This window comes from Paenibacillus sp. URB8-2, from assembly GCF_013393385.1.
Classification (GTDB): Bacteria; Bacillota; Bacilli; order Paenibacillales; family Paenibacillaceae; genus Paenibacillus_AQ.
Genome location: NZ_AP023239.1, coordinates 3,520,670 through 3,537,771, shown reverse-complemented (window position 1 = coordinate 3,537,771; position 17,102 = coordinate 3,520,670). Strand labels below are relative to the sequence as shown.

General features: G+C 51.2%; 12 protein-coding genes and 1 pseudogene. 6 read left to right on the top strand and 7 right to left on the bottom strand.

From position 1 onward, the window contains the following. Window positions 1–1,089, bottom strand: coding sequence for an ABC transporter permease (locus tag PUR_RS16265; protein ID WP_179036147.1), 1,089 nt, complete (start codon window positions 1,087–1,089; stop codon window positions 1–3). Window positions 1,090–1,804: 715 nt separating this feature from the next. Here PUR_RS16265 and nifB point away from each other — a divergent pair. Continuing rightward, window positions 1,805–3,295: a nitrogenase cofactor biosynthesis protein NifB gene (nifB, locus tag PUR_RS16255; protein ID WP_179036145.1), complete on the top strand. Its 1,491-nt coding sequence runs from the start codon at window positions 1,805–1,807 to the stop codon at window positions 3,293–3,295. A gap of 245 nt (window positions 3,296–3,540) precedes the next feature. On the opposite strand, the pseudogene PUR_RS16250 reads toward nifB, so the two are convergent. Both PUR_RS16250 and PUR_RS16245 read right to left on the bottom strand, forming a co-directional pair. Continuing rightward, a pseudogene (locus PUR_RS16250) lies at window positions 3,541–3,759 on the bottom strand (YbaK/EbsC family protein); the annotation flags it as partial. 34 nt (window positions 3,760–3,793) lie between these two features. Further along, window positions 3,794–4,228, bottom strand: a complete 435-nt coding sequence (locus tag PUR_RS16245; RefSeq protein WP_179036144.1) for a MarR family winged helix-turn-helix transcriptional regulator — start codon at window positions 4,226–4,228, stop codon at window positions 3,794–3,796. Between the two features lie 205 nt (window positions 4,229–4,433). Here PUR_RS16245 and PUR_RS16240 point away from each other — a divergent pair, with 205 nt between their 5' ends. Next, complete coding sequence (locus tag PUR_RS16240) at window positions 4,434–5,921, top strand: MFS transporter (protein WP_179036143.1); 1,488 nt, start codon at window positions 4,434–4,436, stop codon at window positions 5,919–5,921. A gap of 235 nt (window positions 5,922–6,156) precedes the next feature. Here PUR_RS16240 and PUR_RS16235 read toward each other — a convergent pair whose 3' ends face one another. Both PUR_RS16235 and PUR_RS16230 read right to left on the bottom strand, forming a co-directional pair. Continuing rightward, complete coding sequence (locus PUR_RS16235) at window positions 6,157–7,515, bottom strand: PFL family protein (RefSeq protein WP_179036142.1); 1,359 nt, start codon at window positions 7,513–7,515, stop codon at window positions 6,157–6,159. 58 nt (window positions 7,516–7,573) lie between these two features. Continuing rightward, window positions 7,574–7,843 (bottom strand): ACT domain-containing protein, encoded by a 270-nt coding sequence (locus PUR_RS16230; RefSeq protein ID WP_179036141.1) that lies wholly within the window; start codon window positions 7,841–7,843, stop codon window positions 7,574–7,576. Between the two features lie 282 nt (window positions 7,844–8,125). Between PUR_RS16230 and PUR_RS16225 the strand changes: the two genes are divergently transcribed. Beyond that, window positions 8,126–8,452, top strand: a complete 327-nt coding sequence (locus tag PUR_RS16225; RefSeq protein WP_179036140.1) for a YnfA family protein — start codon at window positions 8,126–8,128, stop codon at window positions 8,450–8,452. On the opposite strand, the gene PUR_RS16220 is transcribed toward PUR_RS16225, so the two are convergent. Both PUR_RS16220 and PUR_RS16215 read right to left on the bottom strand, forming a co-directional pair. After that, on the bottom strand, window positions 8,427–9,059 hold the full coding sequence (locus PUR_RS16220; RefSeq protein WP_179036139.1) for a LysE family translocator: 633 nt from the start codon (window positions 9,057–9,059) through the stop codon (window positions 8,427–8,429). The two genes, PUR_RS16225 and PUR_RS16220, sit on opposite strands and share 26 nt — an antisense overlap. Before the next feature lie 13 nt (window positions 9,060–9,072). Beyond that, window positions 9,073–9,411, bottom strand: coding sequence for an Lrp/AsnC family transcriptional regulator (locus PUR_RS16215; protein WP_179036138.1), 339 nt, complete (start codon window positions 9,409–9,411; stop codon window positions 9,073–9,075). Between the two features lie 268 nt (window positions 9,412–9,679). Here PUR_RS16215 and PUR_RS16210 point away from each other — a divergent pair, with 268 nt between their 5' ends. The 3 genes from PUR_RS16210 (at window position 9,680) to PUR_RS16200 (ending at window position 17,072) form a co-directional block, all read left to right on the top strand. Continuing rightward, window positions 9,680–10,849, top strand: coding sequence for a small-conductance mechanosensitive channel (locus PUR_RS16210; RefSeq protein ID WP_232101535.1), 1,170 nt, complete (start codon window positions 9,680–9,682; stop codon window positions 10,847–10,849). Window positions 10,850–10,863: 14 nt separating this feature from the next. Then, on the top strand, window positions 10,864–16,281 hold the full coding sequence (locus PUR_RS16205; protein WP_179036136.1) for a diguanylate cyclase: 5,418 nt from the start codon (window positions 10,864–10,866) through the stop codon (window positions 16,279–16,281). Between the two features lie 167 nt (window positions 16,282–16,448). Beyond that, a complete protein-coding gene (locus PUR_RS16200) occupies window positions 16,449–17,072 on the top strand; it encodes a TetR/AcrR family transcriptional regulator (RefSeq protein WP_179036135.1) in 624 nt (207 codons plus the stop codon). Window positions 17,073–17,102: the final 30 nt, after the last annotated feature.

Below are 17,102 nucleotides of genomic sequence, written 5' to 3'. Positions count from 1 at the left end.
TCACGGATGTCCGGACTGTACCGGTGAAGCGGTTGGCGCAGTATGGCCTGAATGACCGGATTGCCCGGCGGCAGGCAACGAATGATCATGAGACATATGGCCGCTGTGCTCGCTGTGCCCGCTGGCGGAGGGCTGAGGCACATCGCCCTCTCCCGAGAAGCTGCCGTTAGTTTTGCTCAGCCGGCTTGTTGATGCCCCACCAGCTACGAGAAGCAGCAACATAGCGGACAGTACGGTAACTGCAAAAATACGGTTTGGCCTGCTTCGCAGCGTCCGGGGGGCGGGCGCTGCACTCCACGCGGATTCAACAGGCTTCCAGAAAAACAGATCACGTTCCAGCTTGCGCAATACGGCGCTCAGAGCGACGCCAATCAGAGAAATACAAAGCCCAACGGCAAAGATTGGCGTTGTGGCATAAGGAGATGAGTAATAATTGCTGGACCAATGAAGCAGCCAGCCGAGACCGGCCAAGCCTCCCAGCATTTCTCCGGCCACCAGAATAGCCAACAGCAATATTATCGACGTACGGACCCCCAGCAAAATAGAGGGAGCCGCCCCCGGCAATATGATCCGCAGGAATAGCTGCGAGGGAGTGGTTCCCATACTGCGCGCCGCTTTCAGCAGGTCCGCATCTAAATTCTGCACACCGACAATGACATGGTGAAGCAGAGGCCAGAACGCCACCCAGGCGACGATGATCAGTTTCGCCTTTTCCCCGATCCCGAAGAACAGCAGAAATACCGTCATGAGCGAAAAGGGATTGACCTGGGCCAGAATGCGGAACAGCGGGTTCAGTCCTGCAGCCAGGCCGGGCAGCCAATACCCGAGAATCGCACCTGCCGGCACGGCTACCAGTGCTGCCAGCCCAATGCCTGCAACCACACGCCACAGTGTGGCTATCGTATGGCCAAGGAGATGCTGGTCCCGCAGAAGAGCCGCGATCTCCTGCAGCACCGCGGACAACGGCGGGAAGAAAGTCGGATTCACGAGCCCGCTTCTCGGCAAAACCTCCCACAGAATACAGAGCAGGGCGATGCCGGATAAACGTAAGCAGACGAGCAGCAAAACCGGGATATTCCTGGTTGCCATGAAAGTATAACCCCCTGTTCGTTCAATAAATCCTATTTTTCTCATAAGTTTTATACAGTTTAGATTTGTCTTCGATTTTTTGTCAATAGATTTACTGGCTGGATAAGAATCTGAATTTGACGGAATCAAGAACATTCATCAGTCACTGATTGCCGCCCGCCACTGCTTTTCTATGCATTTGTTACTTTCGCCGTTGACAGAAACTGGGGCTCGTTCTATAATACCCTAAACATATGGGGTTTATAGGATAACGAATACGGCCGACCGAATGTAAGGAAGCCGGATGACTGCAGCGGCAGTTGTCCGGCTTTTGTTGCTTTAACGGGTTATCGGATTCCAGATGATGTTGTTCTATCGAGATATGCTTCGGAGATTTTACATGAAAACAGCGTGCCGATCCGGAATGGAATGTGAATTGATTCACGATTATGGTCATCCGCTATGGCACATGCAGACAACTCAAATTCCAGAGCCAACCGGTTTACCGGAGGCTTGAGGTGAACGGCACTGCCGCTCGTTTCAAGTCTTTTTTTGAGAATAATGCGAATCGTCATCCGGGAGACCGGATTTCTGAAATGGAAAGGAGGGTTGTTTCATGTCCGCTTAAGCCGGACTGACGACGGACAAGACTTCATAGGCAGAGTCAATCGAATGAGATGCCCGCTTCCGTGGGAAATGATCGGAACGATCCGGTCGCTTCCGCGGGCGATACATTATGCATTTCTTGTCTGGCTGCGGCGGACAATCGCCGCCAAGCTCTAACGTACCGGATCGGGGTATCGTCTTCGCGGTGAAGGGAGACGCTGGACAAATTAACGAAAAGGTGGTGTTTGCGTTGGCGAACGAATCACGCCATCCTTGTTACGACGAGATGGCGCATCATTATTTTGCCCGCATGCATGTGGCGGTAGCGCCTAAATGCAATATCAACTGCAATTATTGCAATATCAAATACGACTGCGTCAGCGAGAGCCGCCCCGGCGTCGTCAGCAAGGTACTTACGCCGCAGGAGGCTTACGCCAAGGTGCGCAGTACGCTGGCTTCGCTGCCGCAGCTGACCGTGGTCGGCATCGCGGGACCCGGTGATCCGCTGGCCAATCCGCGGGAGACGTTCGAAACCTTCGGCCTGCTGTCCGAAGGCCTGCCCGATCTGCAACTGTGCCTTAGTACCAATGGGCTGAAGCTGCCCGATTATTCGGAGGATATCGTCAGGCATCGCATCGCCCATGTGACCGTCACGGTCAATGCCGTCGATCCGCAGATCGGTGCGGAGGTATACCGCGCCGTGTTCTTCCGAGGCAAGGCCTACAGGGGCAGGGACGCTGCAGAACTGTTACTGCACAACCAACTGGAGGGCATCCGGCGGATCGCAGAGCGCGGCGTAAAGGTCAAAGTCAATTCTGTGCTGATTCCCGGCGTTAATGACAGCCATCTGATCAAGGTGACCGAGGCGGTCAAGGCGGCAGGGGCTTCCTCCCATAATATTATGCCGCTGATTCTCTCGCCGGGCAGCGTATATGAGAAAGAAGGACGCAAGGAGCCCGCTTCTTCGCTGATGCTTCAGGTGCAGGCGCGCAGCGAGGCGGTTATACCGGTCATGCGGCATTGCCGCCAATGCCGCGCCGATGCGGTCGGGCTGATTGGCGATGATCTTGGCGTCAAGACTGATAACACGCCGGCCCGGGAATACGACCCGGCAGCACGCGAGGAGCTGCTTATCCGGCTGGACCGGACGGCCGCGGAGCGCAAGCGGCGCGAATCCAATGCGGGAGAGCAAGGAGAGCGCGGCAGTCTGCGCATCGCCGTGGCGACGCGCGGCGGGGGCCAGGTGAATGTGCATTTCGGCCATGCACGCGAGTTTCTTGTCTACGAGGTGTCCGGGCAAGAGCAGAAGCTGCTCGGCGTTCGGCGGATTCAGGCTTACTGCAACGGCAAGGCCGAATGCGGGGAAGCGGACAAGGAGACGATTCTGGATGAGACGGTGGCGCTGCTGCAGGATTGCTCCATCGTTCTCTGCGCCGCGATCGGTCCCGGACCGAGCGAGCGGCTGGCCCGCGCCGGTCTGACAGCGCTGGCGCGAAAGGGAGAGATCGGCAAACTGCTGGAGCAGTGCGCCAAATATCAACGTTTCTTCACCTCCATCTCCTGCTCCCCGTCGGAAGTTTGCCCGTCCGCTGCGCAGCAGCGTGACGGTCCAGGAATATAAAGCGGGCTTCGTGGCTTAACCGGCCGCGGGGCCCGCTTTTCGGGCTCGACGCGGTATTCAGCGCTTTTCAAGCTTTCCCCATGAACTGGATGAAGGACGTCAACACCGGAAAGGTTGTATACGGCTCCATTACGCCCGAGACGAAAGCGGCGGCGCATAAATAACGGACAAAGGACGGAATCCTAAGGATTCCGTCCTTTGTCTTAATGTTTGTGAAATGTCGGTTCCCTGCCCGCCTTTCCCGGTCAGGAGGCTTGTCCGCTGTCGGATTCCGATAAGGTGTCCCAGTCTTTGCATACATCCACCCAAGCGAGGCCGCCGGAGTACTCCTCCAGCTCCCCGAGTGTCAGTTCGATGGCGGAGTTCGTGCTTCCGCAGGCGGGAAAAACGGTCTCAAAGCGCTTCATCGACACGTCGAGGTAGACTTCAAGTTTGCGCGCAAGCCCGAAGGGGCAGACGCCGCCGGACATGGCTTTATTCTCCTTCCAGGATATAGGCTCAAAAATCGAGCCTTATTTTCTGAAGCAGCAGGATGAGCTGCCGCTCCTCTTCATCGGTCAAATCCCGCGTCATCTTGGCGTTCGAATCATCCAGGAAGCGCTGAAGCACCGGATGGAATTCCAGCGCCTTGGGCGTAGGATACAGCAGATAGCTGCGCCTGTCGTCCGGATCGGTGCGGCGTTCAATATACCCGGCTTCCTCAAGCTGCTTCACCGAGCGGGCTGTAGTAGCTTTATCGAATTTGAGATTGCAGGTCAGCTGCTCCTGAGTCGTCCCCGGCGATTGGAGAATCGCTTTGAGGAAGCTGTACTGTCCGCCTCCGCCGATGCCGTATTCCCCTAGCGAGCGGGACAGGTACTTCTGCTGGGAGCGGTGAATATAGGAGATCAGCCTTCCAAGCGGTTCTTTTCTGAAGGTGTCGTTCGGATTCATGGAGAGCTCCTTTGTTCTGAGGGCGAAAGTGCGCTCGGGTAGGCGCGATGTATACCGGCCTCAGCCAGTGGTGATGGTATAGATACGTTATCAAAAATTCTACCGCAAATCAGTTGCGTACGCAACCAAATTGGAGTACACTGTGGAGGTCGAATAGTTGCGCGTGCAACTAAATATCGCGAGTGCGGGTTAACGGGGTGGTAGAATGAGCTCGGTACATCAGGCGACCTATCAGGAAGATGCAAGCGTGCAGAAGCGGCGCTGGCTGATTCTGATCGTCCTCAATTTGTTTACATTCATGTCAACGTTGGACGGAAGCATTGTGAACATCGCGCTTCCGGTGCTGTCCGGAAAATTAGGACTGCCGATGGCCCAGGTGGCATGGGTCACGACCGGCTATTTAATGGCGATCTGTTCGTTCATTCTGTTCTTCGGTAGATTGGGCGATATCGCGGGAAAGATCCGGATTTTCAAGATCGGAACGGTGGTCTTCATTGTTGGTTCGCTGCTCTGCGGCTTCAGCGGCACACTGCCGTTGCTGATTGTCTCACGGGTTATTCAAGCCCTAGGTGCGTCGATGACCATGGCGAACAGCCAGGGGATTGTGACGGATTTGTTCCCGGCGAACGAGAGAGGGAAGGCGCTCGGTCTGATCGGCACCTTCGTCTCGCTCGGCAGCATAGCCGGTCCCAGTCTCGGAGGCATTATTGTCGCGAATCTGGGCTGGGAATATATATTCTGGGTTAACGTGCCTATCGGCCTGATTGCGATCGGCCTTGGCTGGAGGCTTCTCCCGAAGGATCTGGTCCGGGTTAAAGCCCGAATCGACAGCACCGGCAGCCTGCTGTTCGCCATCTTAATCGTCTCACTGTTCGCCGGTCTGCTGCTCGGCCAGGAGAGCGGCTACGGCAATCCCGGCATCATCTTGTCGCTGTTCGCCGCGGCGGCGGCCTTTGCGGCGTTTCTCTGGGTGGAGCTGCGCAAGCCCGAACCGCTGCTGCAGCTTAATCTGTTTAAGAATCCGCTGTTCTCGCTCAGCATTCTCTGCGGATTTCTCGTATTTGCCGCAAACTTCTGCTTTAACATCATTTCGCCGTTCTATACGCAGAACATGCTTGGCTTGTCTCCCTCGTCGGCGGGATTCCTGCTCATGCTGTTCCCGATCTCCATGGTCGTGATCGCACCGCTCAGCGGCGCTTTGTCAGACAAGATCGGATCGGAGCTGCTGACCTTTGCCGGACTGGTCGTTATGGTGATCGCCCAATTCGGACTGGCCCAGCTTCATGCTGGAAGCACGATTGCGATCGTCGGAGTATGGATCGCGATGCTCGGAGTCGGCAGCGGGCTGTTCCAGTCTCCGAATAATTCTCTGGTCATGTCGACGGTTCCGCGCACCCAGCTTGGCTCGGCAGGCAGCGTGAATTCGCTGGTGCGCAATATCGGCATGGTCGTCGGCATTACGATAGCCACCACCACGCTGTTTGGTGTGATGAGCGACATGGCGGGCCACCGTGTGACGGGCCTGATTAAGGGACGTCCCGATATTTTTCTGGCGGGCATGCATGTCGTCTTCATCACTTCGGCGTCGATCTGTCTGGCGGCGGCTGTGCTGACAGGCTGGCGGTTTGTTCGCACGAAACAACGGGTCCGCGTAGAAGTGAGACGACAAAGACCGGGAGAGGGCAGAGGGTAAACGTGAATTCGCGAGCGGCCCGGACATGAACATACCAGGAAATTCTGGTGCGGGTGGATTCCACTCCATTCTAGAGTCTTTTCCTAAAGAAAGTCGGAGCAGGTTCTACTTGTCCAAAATCAAAAAAACGCCTCCGTTCTATCGCATTCAGCGATGGAACGGAGGCGTTTGATCTTTCTCAGCGGCGACTTGGCAGCCCGCCGCGCTTGGCCGGACCGTAAGCAGGTGTCCGGCTTTAGTTCTTGAAACTGTGAATCGGGGCGGGAATCCGGCCGCCCCGGTCGATAAAGTCGGCGCAGTTGAAGGAGTTGACGGGCATAACCGGAGCATAGCCGAGCAGTCCGCCGAACTCGACCATCTCGCCGACTCCCTTGCCGATCACGGGAATGAGGCGTACGGCCGTCGTCTTGTTATTGACCATGCCGATCGCGGCTTCGTCGGCGATGATGCCGGAGATCGTCTCTTTGGATGTGTCGCCCGGAATGGCGATCATATCGAGTCCGACCGAACAGACGCAGGTCATCGCTTCGAGCTTCTCCAGCGTCAGCGCCCCACGCTGCACGGCTTGGATCATGCCGTGGTCTTCGCTGACGGGAATAAATGCGCCGCTTAGGCCGCCCACATAGGAGGAGGCCATGACGCCGCCTTTCTTGACGTTGTCGTTAAGGATGGCGAGCGCCGCCGTCGTTCCGGGCGCTCCGGCTTCTTCAAGGCCCATCACCTGGAAGATTTCCGCGATCGAATCCCCGATCAGCGGTGTCGGCGCGAGGGAGAGATCGATAATGCCGAACGGCACGCCGAGACGCTTCGATGCTTCTTGAGCTACGAGCTGACCGACACGGGTTACCTTAAAAGCGGTCCGCTTGATTGTCTCGCACAGCGTTTCGAAGTCCCGGCCCTTTACTTCTTCCAGGGCCCGTTTGACGACGCCGGGACCGCTGACGCCCACGTTGATAACGCATTCCCGTTCGCCTACGCCGTGGAAGGCGCCGGCCATGAACGGGTTGTCTTCAACGGCGTTGCAGAAGACGACGAGCTTCGCGCAGCCGATAGAGTCGCGATCCGCCGTACGCTCTGCGGTCTGGCGGATAATATCGCCCATCAGCTTGACGGCGTCCATGTTGATACCGCTGCGGGACGAGCCAACGTTGACGGAGGAGCATACTCTTTCCGTTACGGCAAGCGCCTCGGGAATGCTCTCGATCAGCTTGCGGTCACCCGTGGTGCAGCCCTTCTGCACAAGCGCGGAGAATCCGCCGATGAAGTTGACCCCGACCTCCTTGGCCGCCTTGTCCAAAATTTCCGCAACCGGCACATAGCTGTCCGTGTTCAGGGAACCCGCCGCAATGGAAATGGGGGTAACCGAAATCCGTTTGTTGACAATCGGCACGCCGAACTGTTTCTCCAGATCTTCACCGGTCTTAACCAGCTTCTCTGCGGATTTGGTAATCTTGTCATAAACCTTTTGGTTAAACACGCGAAGATCCGTATGTGCGCAGTCCATCAGGCTGATGCCCATGGTAATGGTCCGCACATCCAGGTTCATCTCGTGGATCATTTTATTCGTTTCTTGTACTTCCATCCGTGAAATCATGGTAACCCTCCTGCTTGCATTTATCTTTGATAAGTCAGAATGTATCGGCTAAAGCTTCCTAAATTCGGTGCATGATATTGAAAATATCCTCATGCTGCAGCTTGATTTCCACGCCGATTTCCTCACCAATATGCTGAAGTTCCTCTACCAGAATTTCAATGGATTTTGCCGCTTTGGAAATATCGACAATCATCATCATATTGAAGTAATCCTGGACGATCGTTTGCGAAATATCCAGAATGTTCACATTGCGGTCCGCCAGATATGTACATACCTTGGCGATAATGCCGACTTTGTCTTTACCGAGTACAGTAATGATTCCTTTCAATGATGCTTCCCCCTTGTCTTCATGTCATGCCGCCCTTACCGGACGTAATAAACTGTCTATTTCACTCATTATGTCAAAAGGCGGTGCAAGCTTCAACCAAATGTTTTATGTCGGATGACAATATCTGCGATGGATTAACGCTAAAAATCGCTGAAATGTGACATTATAAAGGATTTTCTGAAAAAAGCGCGAAATAAGCAAATAAAATCGAAGTGAATACTGGTATCGGGTGGGAAATGATTATTGCTTCATCCGTTATATCCGGTAGCAGGAGGGAATCAAATGGCAATATCCATACTGCTGTTTATTTTGGCAGGACTTGCGGAAATTGGCGGCGGTTACCTGGTGTGGCTGTGGCTGCGGGAATCGAAGCCGCTCTGGTTCGGGATAGCGGGAGCGCTCATCCTTATCGTGTACGGAATCATACCGACTTTTCAGCATTTCCCCGGATTTGGACGAGTCTATGCAGCTTATGGCGGCGTCTTCATTGTGCTGGCTGTGCTATGGGGGTGGCTTGTCGACAAAAAAACGCCAGACCTGTACGATTGGATCGGCGCCGCGGTCTGCCTGGCCGGAGTTTGCATTATGCTGTGGGCTCCGCGGGCTTGAAGATCCATTTAACGACCAGCCGATAGGCAAAGTAAAGAAACAGGATACCGGTCAAAAAGTTCAGCCATTTTGCGGTCATGGGCGTGACGAGAGGGTGGGCCAAATGCCCCAGCAGCGAAACCCCCGTCAGAAACAGGACGGTCGCAAGCAGGCAGCCGATCCCGAATTGAAGAAGCTCGCCGCTGCGCAGCTTGAGCTCTATCATTTTGGCTGAAAAGATTCCGGTCCAGAAGAGTAGCGTCAGCGGATTGGATGCGGTCAGCAGAAAGGCGCGGATGAACATGCCGCCGCTGCCGGAGCCTTCTGCAATCGGGATGGCGGGAAGCAGGCTGAAGTCGAACATTCCGGCGATCATATCGAAGCCGAATAGGATGAGAGTGCCCGCGCCTACTAGATACAAAGTGCTGCCGGGCTTCCGGCTGGTGCTTAACAGCCCTACGCCCCGCAGCGCGGCAAGAATAAAGAGACCATCGGCCAGCGATACACCGGCGACTCCAGCTTCGGCTGCGCCGAAGCCCTGCAGTGAAGCGGCGCGAAAAATAAACAGACAGACCGGACCCACGGCAAGCTGAAGCAGAAGTCCCCATTTTAATCCCCGTACTATCATGTGTTCCTCCCGTTCACCTGTTCCACTTCTCTTTAAGAGAAGACAGGGAAATCATGGTATTGCTTCTGATTACTCCCGGGACGCTCTTCAGCGTGTGGGACAAAAATTTCTCAAGCTCTCCGGTGTCTTCTACGAGAACCTTAAGCAAATAATCATATTCGCCGGCAAGATGGTGGCACTCCAGCACCTCGGCGCAGTCTGATACGAATGCGCGAAAGGCCGGAATCTGCTCCGTCCGGTCGATGACGACCAATACGAACGCGAGCAGCTTGTAGCCTGCCTTGGCCCGGTTGATCTTGACGGTATATCCCTCGATCGTTCCGGATTCGTCCATGGCTTGTAGATTATACATTAAATATCGTAAATGTTTTTACGAAAAACCATAAAATATAAAGATATATCCTTGATTTATCTAAAAATATGAAGTCGACTTTCCAAAGGCACATACTAGGGAAGAAACAGCTCTGAGGCAGGGATTGATCGGAGAAATATCGAATATCTCTACAAGCTTTGCATATTCTACAAAATTCGAGCAGTAACTATTCACAGCATTCCCGGTTATACCGTTATAGAGAATGAAAGCACTTATGTATCGGGCTCGATAGGAAAGGTTGAGATGAATGATGAAAAATTGGCAAAAAAAGTTTATACTAATTATTACTTTCAGCTTGATTTTTATTTTGCCGTACATAGGAAGTGTGGTGAGGTGGAAGGGCCTTCCGCCTGGATACGGCGATTTCCCCGCGAAGCTTGCAGAGGCGGACCCGGGGTTCAACGCGCTGTATTTTGCCCTGGCTTCATTGGTAGCGTTGTTCATAGCCTTGTTTTTGATCTTTCCGGGACTTTTCGGCTTTAAGAAAAATACCGACGCTCAAGCGGAACCGGATAAGAAGACACCGTTCCCCGTGTGGTTCTGGTGGAGCCTGCCGGTGCTGGGACTCAGCTGGTTTTTCATGTGGGCGCGCGTTCATTTTTTCATCTCTTTCGAATACTATACGTTTGTCCCGCTATGGTGGGCTTTTATATTGATTCTGGACGGTATCGTATATAAGCGGAATCACGGGAACTCGATCGTCTCCAAAAAACCGAAAGTCATGCAGCTTCTTGCCGTCGTTTCCTGCTTCAGCTGGTTTGCCTTCGAGTTCTTGAATTTCTTTGTCATCGAGAACTGGTATTATCCGAACAATGAAGTCTTTACGAATTTCGGGAATGTATTTTGGTTCTCCTTGTCTTATACCACCGTTCTGCCCGCCGTTTTTGAATGGTATCTGCTGCTGAAGACATTCAAGGGGTTCAGAAACCGATACCGGAACGGCCCCAAATTTTCCGTGAATACTAAATTTCTTCTAATATATTATGTCCTGGGGCTGGGACTCGCTTTCGGGATGGGATACTATCCTTACGCGCTGTTCTGGGTACTCTGGGTCGCTCTTGTTCCTCTCCTGTCCGCTACCATGGCCTTAACGGGGTACTGGACTCCTTTTACTCCGATCAAAAATGGCGATTGGTCTTCCATCATTCTGATTGCATTAGCTACCTTGTTTAACGGATTCTTCTGGGAGTTCTGGAATTTCGGAAGCGAATGGTTCCATGATTCCTTGCCTACCAATCCGAATTATTGGAAGTATTCCGTTCCTTATCTCGACAAAATACATATTTTTTCGGAAATGCCCATTTTGGGTTATTTCGGATATTTGTTCTTTGGAGTTAACTGCTGGATAATATGGCTGATTGCTGCTTATATTTTCAATTTTGACGCCGATTTCGAAGTTGCGGGAGATAACGCTTAAAAGGTGGACTGGGTATGACTGCGATTGAGAATTATCTAATACTGGAAACGATCTCCGACAATGACAGAAAATCAGTGTACAGATGCAGAGACGCACTCTCCCGGGATACGGTTATTTTGAAGGTCCTGAAATCGGAATTTACCGGACCTGAAGAGGTTATGCGGTTCAAGCAGGAATACAAGATGCTCAGGGAATTAAGCGGAAGCGTTGAAGGGGTGATAAAGCCCCTTAAACTGCAAGAGCAGAACGGTTTCTTCATCATGGTACTGGAAGATATACAGGGAAAGTCCCTGAAGCGGATCATGGCAGGCGATAAGCCGGACCAGCATACTCTTTTGCGTCTCGTGATCAAGATCGTCGATATTATTGGAGCCATCCATGATCACATGGTCATACACAAAGACATTAAACCTTCCAACTTGATATGGGACGAGGAAAAAGACGTTGTACAAGTGATCGATTTCGATCTGGCGGTAAAGCTGACGAAAGAAAAGCGGGAATTCCAAAACAGCGGCGTTCTGGAAGGAAGCCTGCTGTATATTTCTCCGGAACAAACCGGCCGGATGAACCGGAACGTCGATTACCGAACGGATTTTTACTCGCTGGGCGTCGTCTTGTACGAGATGGTTACCGGCGTTAAGCCCTTTGAATCCGCCGATATGCTGGAGCAGATTTATTCCATTATCGCAAAGGAAGCCGTCTCTCCTTATCAGCTGACCGGGGGCAGGGTGTCCCAGTCCTTATCCGCCGTCATTATGAAGCTCATGGAAAAGTCGCCGGAAGACAGATACAGAAGCACCTACGGCATCAAAGCGGATTTGAAGAAATGCCTGGCCGGAGTCCCTGATTTTGAAATAGCCAAAGAGGATAAGCTGAACATCTTCCGGATTTCGCAAAAAATCTACGGGCGGGAAGAGGAACTGAACAGCCTGGTGAATGCGTTTCGAACAACCGTGAGAGGCAACCCGCAGCTCATGTTGATATCCGGGGACGCAGGCGCAGGCAAGACCGCGCTGGTCAATGAGCTTCACCCTTATATCAGCCAGGATAAAGGGCTGTTCGTGGAAGGGAAGTTCGATCAGTACAACAAGAATATCCCCTACAGTGCGATCGTTCAGGCTTTCAAAAAGTTGATCAATCAGCTGCTTGACAGCCCGGAAGAAGAATATAAAAAGAAAGTGGCGAAATCCTTAATAACCGCTCTGGGCGGCAACGGGAAGCTGATTACAAACCTGATCCCGGAACTGGAGAAGCTGATCGGCGTTCAACCGGAAATGGAGCACTTGAATCCCGTTGAGGAAACGAACCGGTTCTTTATGACTTTCGTCAACTTTGTTGCGGGCATTACCAATTATGAAAGACCTTTGGTCTTGTTTCTGGATGACGTTCAGTGGGCCGATTTGTCCAACTTGCAGCTCATGGAGAAGCTGGCGCTCAGCAATCATTTGTCCAAATTATTCATCATATGCTCGTGCAGGCAGCACGAGATGCCTCAAGGCCATCCCCTGTTTGTCTCCATAAGCGAAATTGAAAAAAGCAGGACGGTGGGAAAAATCGTTCTGGGTTCCCTGTCCTCCCGGGATGTGCAGCATCTAATTGCCGATACGCTTTATACCGGCGTGGACAGAGTTCAGGAGCTTTCGGACATCCTCTATGCGAGAACGAAAGGCAACTCGTTTTTTATAAACGAAATCTTGAAGGAATTATATAAGAACGGCTTCATATATTTCGATGACCTGGAAGGCGTATGGCAGTGGGAGTCTGCACGCATTGCGGATTTGCATATTAACGACAACGTCGTCGAGTTCCTGATGACAAAGCTGCAGACTATGCCTGAAGAAGACCGAAAAGTTCTGAGACTATGCGCTTCCATCGGGAACCTGTTCGATTTTAACATGCTGTCCTTGATCGGTGAAATGGAGCAGCCGGTTATTGCCAAATCGCTCATTAACGCTGTGGGTGAAGACCTTATCCTACCTGCCGATACGAATTATGCCATTCTGTCGAACATCCTTGAAGAGAAGGAAGAAGCTGTTCCCCAGATCAACATCCGTTTCAGATTTCAGCACGACCGGATTCAGCAGGCTTTTTATCAGATGATCGATGCCGAAACGAGCAAGAAGCTGCATTTGAAAATAGGCAGACTGCTGCTCTCGCATCTGGCCCCTGCAGAAATTGAAGACAAAATCGTTGATATTGCAACGCATATTAATAAGGGAATTGATTTTGTCATCGAAAAGGATGAAATCAATCAGGTTATCCGGCTCAATCTGAAAGCTGCGAAAAAAGCGAAGGCAACTTTTGGCTTTGATGCAGCGTTTGCTTTTCTGCATGCGGCCGTTAACCTTTTGACGAAAAATTCCTGGGAGAACGAAGAGCGGCAAACCGCCGAAATTTACAAATTGTATGCCGAATGCGGATATTTGACCCATCATGTCGAGGTGGCGGACCAGGCTTGCAAGACGCTTCTGGAATATACCAACGACAACGTTGCCGCAGCCCAAGTCTATGAGATGCAGGCCAACCATTATACCTATTTGGGCATGATGAAGGAATCGATAAAGTCCGGGAAGCAAGGGCTTAAAGAGTTGGGAATCCAAATACCGGATAAACCAGGTTTAGCATCTGTGTTAAAGGAATTTATGAAGGTTAAAGCCGGCCTGAGAGGGCTGACGATCGAAGAGATTTTCGATAAGCCCGAAATGAAAGACGAACAAATCAAGCTTATTATGCGGCTGCTGATCAATATCTTCCCTCCGGCGTTTATCTCGGGAGAGACCAATCTCTTTGCCCTGATCGTGCTGAAAAAAGCCGAATTGACCCTGAAGTATGGAAATTGTCCGGAATCGGCCATCGCTTTTATCGGTTATTCCATTTTGCTGTCCGGCTTCGGCGATATTAAAGGGGCTTTTGATTTCGGGAGACTCGGGATCAGAATCAACGATAAATTCAATGATATGCAGTGGAGAGGGGCGGCGCATGTATTATATACCCTGTTCTGCCATGCATGGAATGAACCCTGGGACACCCTGCATGACTGGTTCGGCAAATCAATTGACTCCAGCCTGAGAACGGGAGATCTGCTGTATCTGGCCCATGCCTGCTTCTATATCAATCTCTGGAATCCGACGATGGACATTGCGACCAATCTTCATGACAGCGAAAGATATATTGCGATGATCGAAAATACGAAATACAAGGAAGCGCTTGCGACGGCGAAACTCTCCAGGCAGCAATATCTTAATCTTGCGGGAGAGCTGAAGGATCCTCTGACGTTCAACAGCGAGACTTTCAGTGAAGAAGCCTATTTGCGGCAGCTTGAAGAGGCCAAGTATTATTCGGGAATCGCCATCTACTACATCTACAAGATGAAGCTGCTGTTTACCTATGAATGCTACGGCGATTCTTTGGCCTATATGGACAAGGCGTACAAAATCATCGGCACCCTAGCAGGCTCTGCTTTTATGGAAGAGTTCTCCTTGTATACATTCTTGAACCTGGCCTACTGCTATAAGGACTTGAACGCTTATGAAAAAGCGAAGGCAAAGGCAAGAATGCGCAAGGAATACGGCAGAGTCAAAAAATGGGCCATTCATTGTCCGGAAAACTTCCGGCAGCACGAATGGTTGATGAAAGCCGAATGGGCAAGAATCTCGGGAAAGGCCGAAATGGCCGGTAAATACTACGATCTCGCCATAGAAGCAAGTGAAAAGAGCAATTTCGTCCGTTATAAAGCGCTGACCTATGAACTGGCCGCCAAGTTTTATAACAATAGAAATTTCAAAGAGTTTGCCTCGTATCTGTTCAGACAGTCCTTATATTACTATTCCGTGTGGGGAGCCAAAGGGAAAATCAAGCATATTAATGAGCAGTACACGGATATCGTGAAGCACAAACAGGAATTCTCGCTCGGAAGATCGGTAACGGACACTACCGAGAGCATTGATTTGAATTCGATTCTCTTGGCTTCCCAGGCCATTTCAAAGGAGATCGATTTGAATAATCTGCTGGAAGCGATGATGGAAATCGTCATAAAAAATGCGGGAGCCCAACGAGGCTGCATTCTTATGAGATCCAAGGAGGAGCTTCTTGTAGAGGGAGAGTATAAGCCGGAAGAGGATAAAATCTCGGTTATGCTGCATAAAGTTTCAAACGAGCTCAATCTTCCGGATTCTATTCTCAATTATGTGGAGGAGAGCAAGGAGACTCTGATTTATAACGACGCTTTTTCCGAAACCCGGTTTGTAAATGATGCTTATATTTTACGGCATAGACCCAAATCTCTCGTATGCATGCCGCTGATCAACCATAACAAAACGGTTGCGATTATCTATCTGGAGAACAACCTCATTACGGGCGTCTTTACGAAAGAGAGAATGAAGATTATCAATCTGCTATCAAGAGAAATGGTATTCTCGCTTGAGAATGCAAGCCTGTATTCGGATCTGGAGCGTTCGGAGGAGAAGTACCGCGAGCTGGTCAACAACATGCTGGATGGTATATTCATTGTTCAGGACAAGAGATGCAAATATGTCAACGAGGCGCTGGCGCAGATGCTCGGCTATAAAATCGGGGAGATGATCGATCAGCCTTTTCAGAAATTTATCGTTCCCGCAGACAGGGATAAGGCGCTGAGTTACTACCAGAGAAGAATTGAGGGGAAGACCGCTCCCGGCGAGTACGAAACGAGATTACTGCATAAAGACGGCAAAAAAGAGATTTATGTCATTCATAAAGTCAGTCTGATCAATTATTTGAACAAGCCTGCGGTTCAGGGGACGGTTAAGGATATTACCGAGAGAACGAAGGCCGAAGAAGAGGTAAGACGGCACAAGGAGCATCTGGAAGAACTCGTCATTGAACGGACCCGCGAACTGGAACTCAATAATGATGAACTGAACAAGAATATCCGGTTGATCGAAAAGCTGTCCATTACCGATGAATTGACGGGACTTTACAACAGGCGGTATTTCAATACAATCTTTAACAGAGAAGTGAGCCGGGCCCAGAGGGATAAAGGGTATCTGACTTATATCATGCTTGATATTGACTTCTACAAAAAGTATAACGATACGTACGGGCATTATGAGGGCGACAACGTATTGCGCCAGCTGGGGGCTACGATCAAAGAGCATGCCAATCGGGCGAGCGACTTCGTATTCCGGCTCGGAGGAGAGGAATTCGGCATTATCGTCTCCGGTCTGACGCCGGGGCAGTCTTTTGAATATGCCGAAGCGATCAGAAGAAGCATAGAAGAATTAAGGATACGGCATGAAATGAGTCCGGTCTTCGGCTGCTTGACGGTCTCTGTGGGAGTTGCGGCAGTCAAGGTGGACGGTCTGAAGGAAAAGGATATTTACAAGCTGGCGGATGACGCTCTGTATCATTCGAAGGCAAACGGCAAAAACCGGGTTACGCTGTTAGAACAATAAGCCGCCGGGGAATACTATCAGTGAAGAAGACGAGCGACCGAATTAAAAGGTCGCTCGTCTTCTTCAAAGTTGACAATCGGCTACATACACAGTATATTAAACAACGTATTAAACATTGTTTAAATCGTGGTTTAATAAATGCGGCAGGAAGGAGAGCATACCACAATATGGAACAAGAGCCTGAGGCTTCTTCAGATAAAGATTCGAAGCAGCAAATTCTTGACGCCACTGTCGACTTGATTCGCGAGGAGGGAGTTGAGGGTGTGACCTTGAGGCGGATTTCCGCAAAGGCCAAGGTCAACTTGGCACTAGTCAATTATTACTACCGGTCTAAAGATAATCTGCTCGGCGAGGCGATTCGTACGCTGATTTCCAAATTTGATGCCGCGTTTCAAGCGCTTGAGGATGACAGCCTGCCGCCCAAAGAACGGCTGAAAATGTTCCTCAAGCAGTATATCGGCCATCTTCTGCAGTATCCGGGGCTGGCGAGGCACATGATGGACCAAAGCCCGGTCATTATGGGTTCTCTCCATAAGTACTCTCAATACAGCAAAACGATGAAGAGACAAAAAACGTTGAACGCGCTGCGAGAGATGACCGGCGAGCAGAATGAAGAGCGCCTCAACATGATGATGGTTCAACTTTACGGTGCTGTATTAATGCCGGTTATCATGTACTCGTGCGGACAACCGGATGACGAAGGAGAAAGCGCGCCTTTCGGGCATCTGCCTCCGTTTGACGATCAGGTCGATCATTTATTCGACCATTATTTTCACAAATATGAGAATTAAACAGCAAACCTATATAGAAAGAGTGGAGAT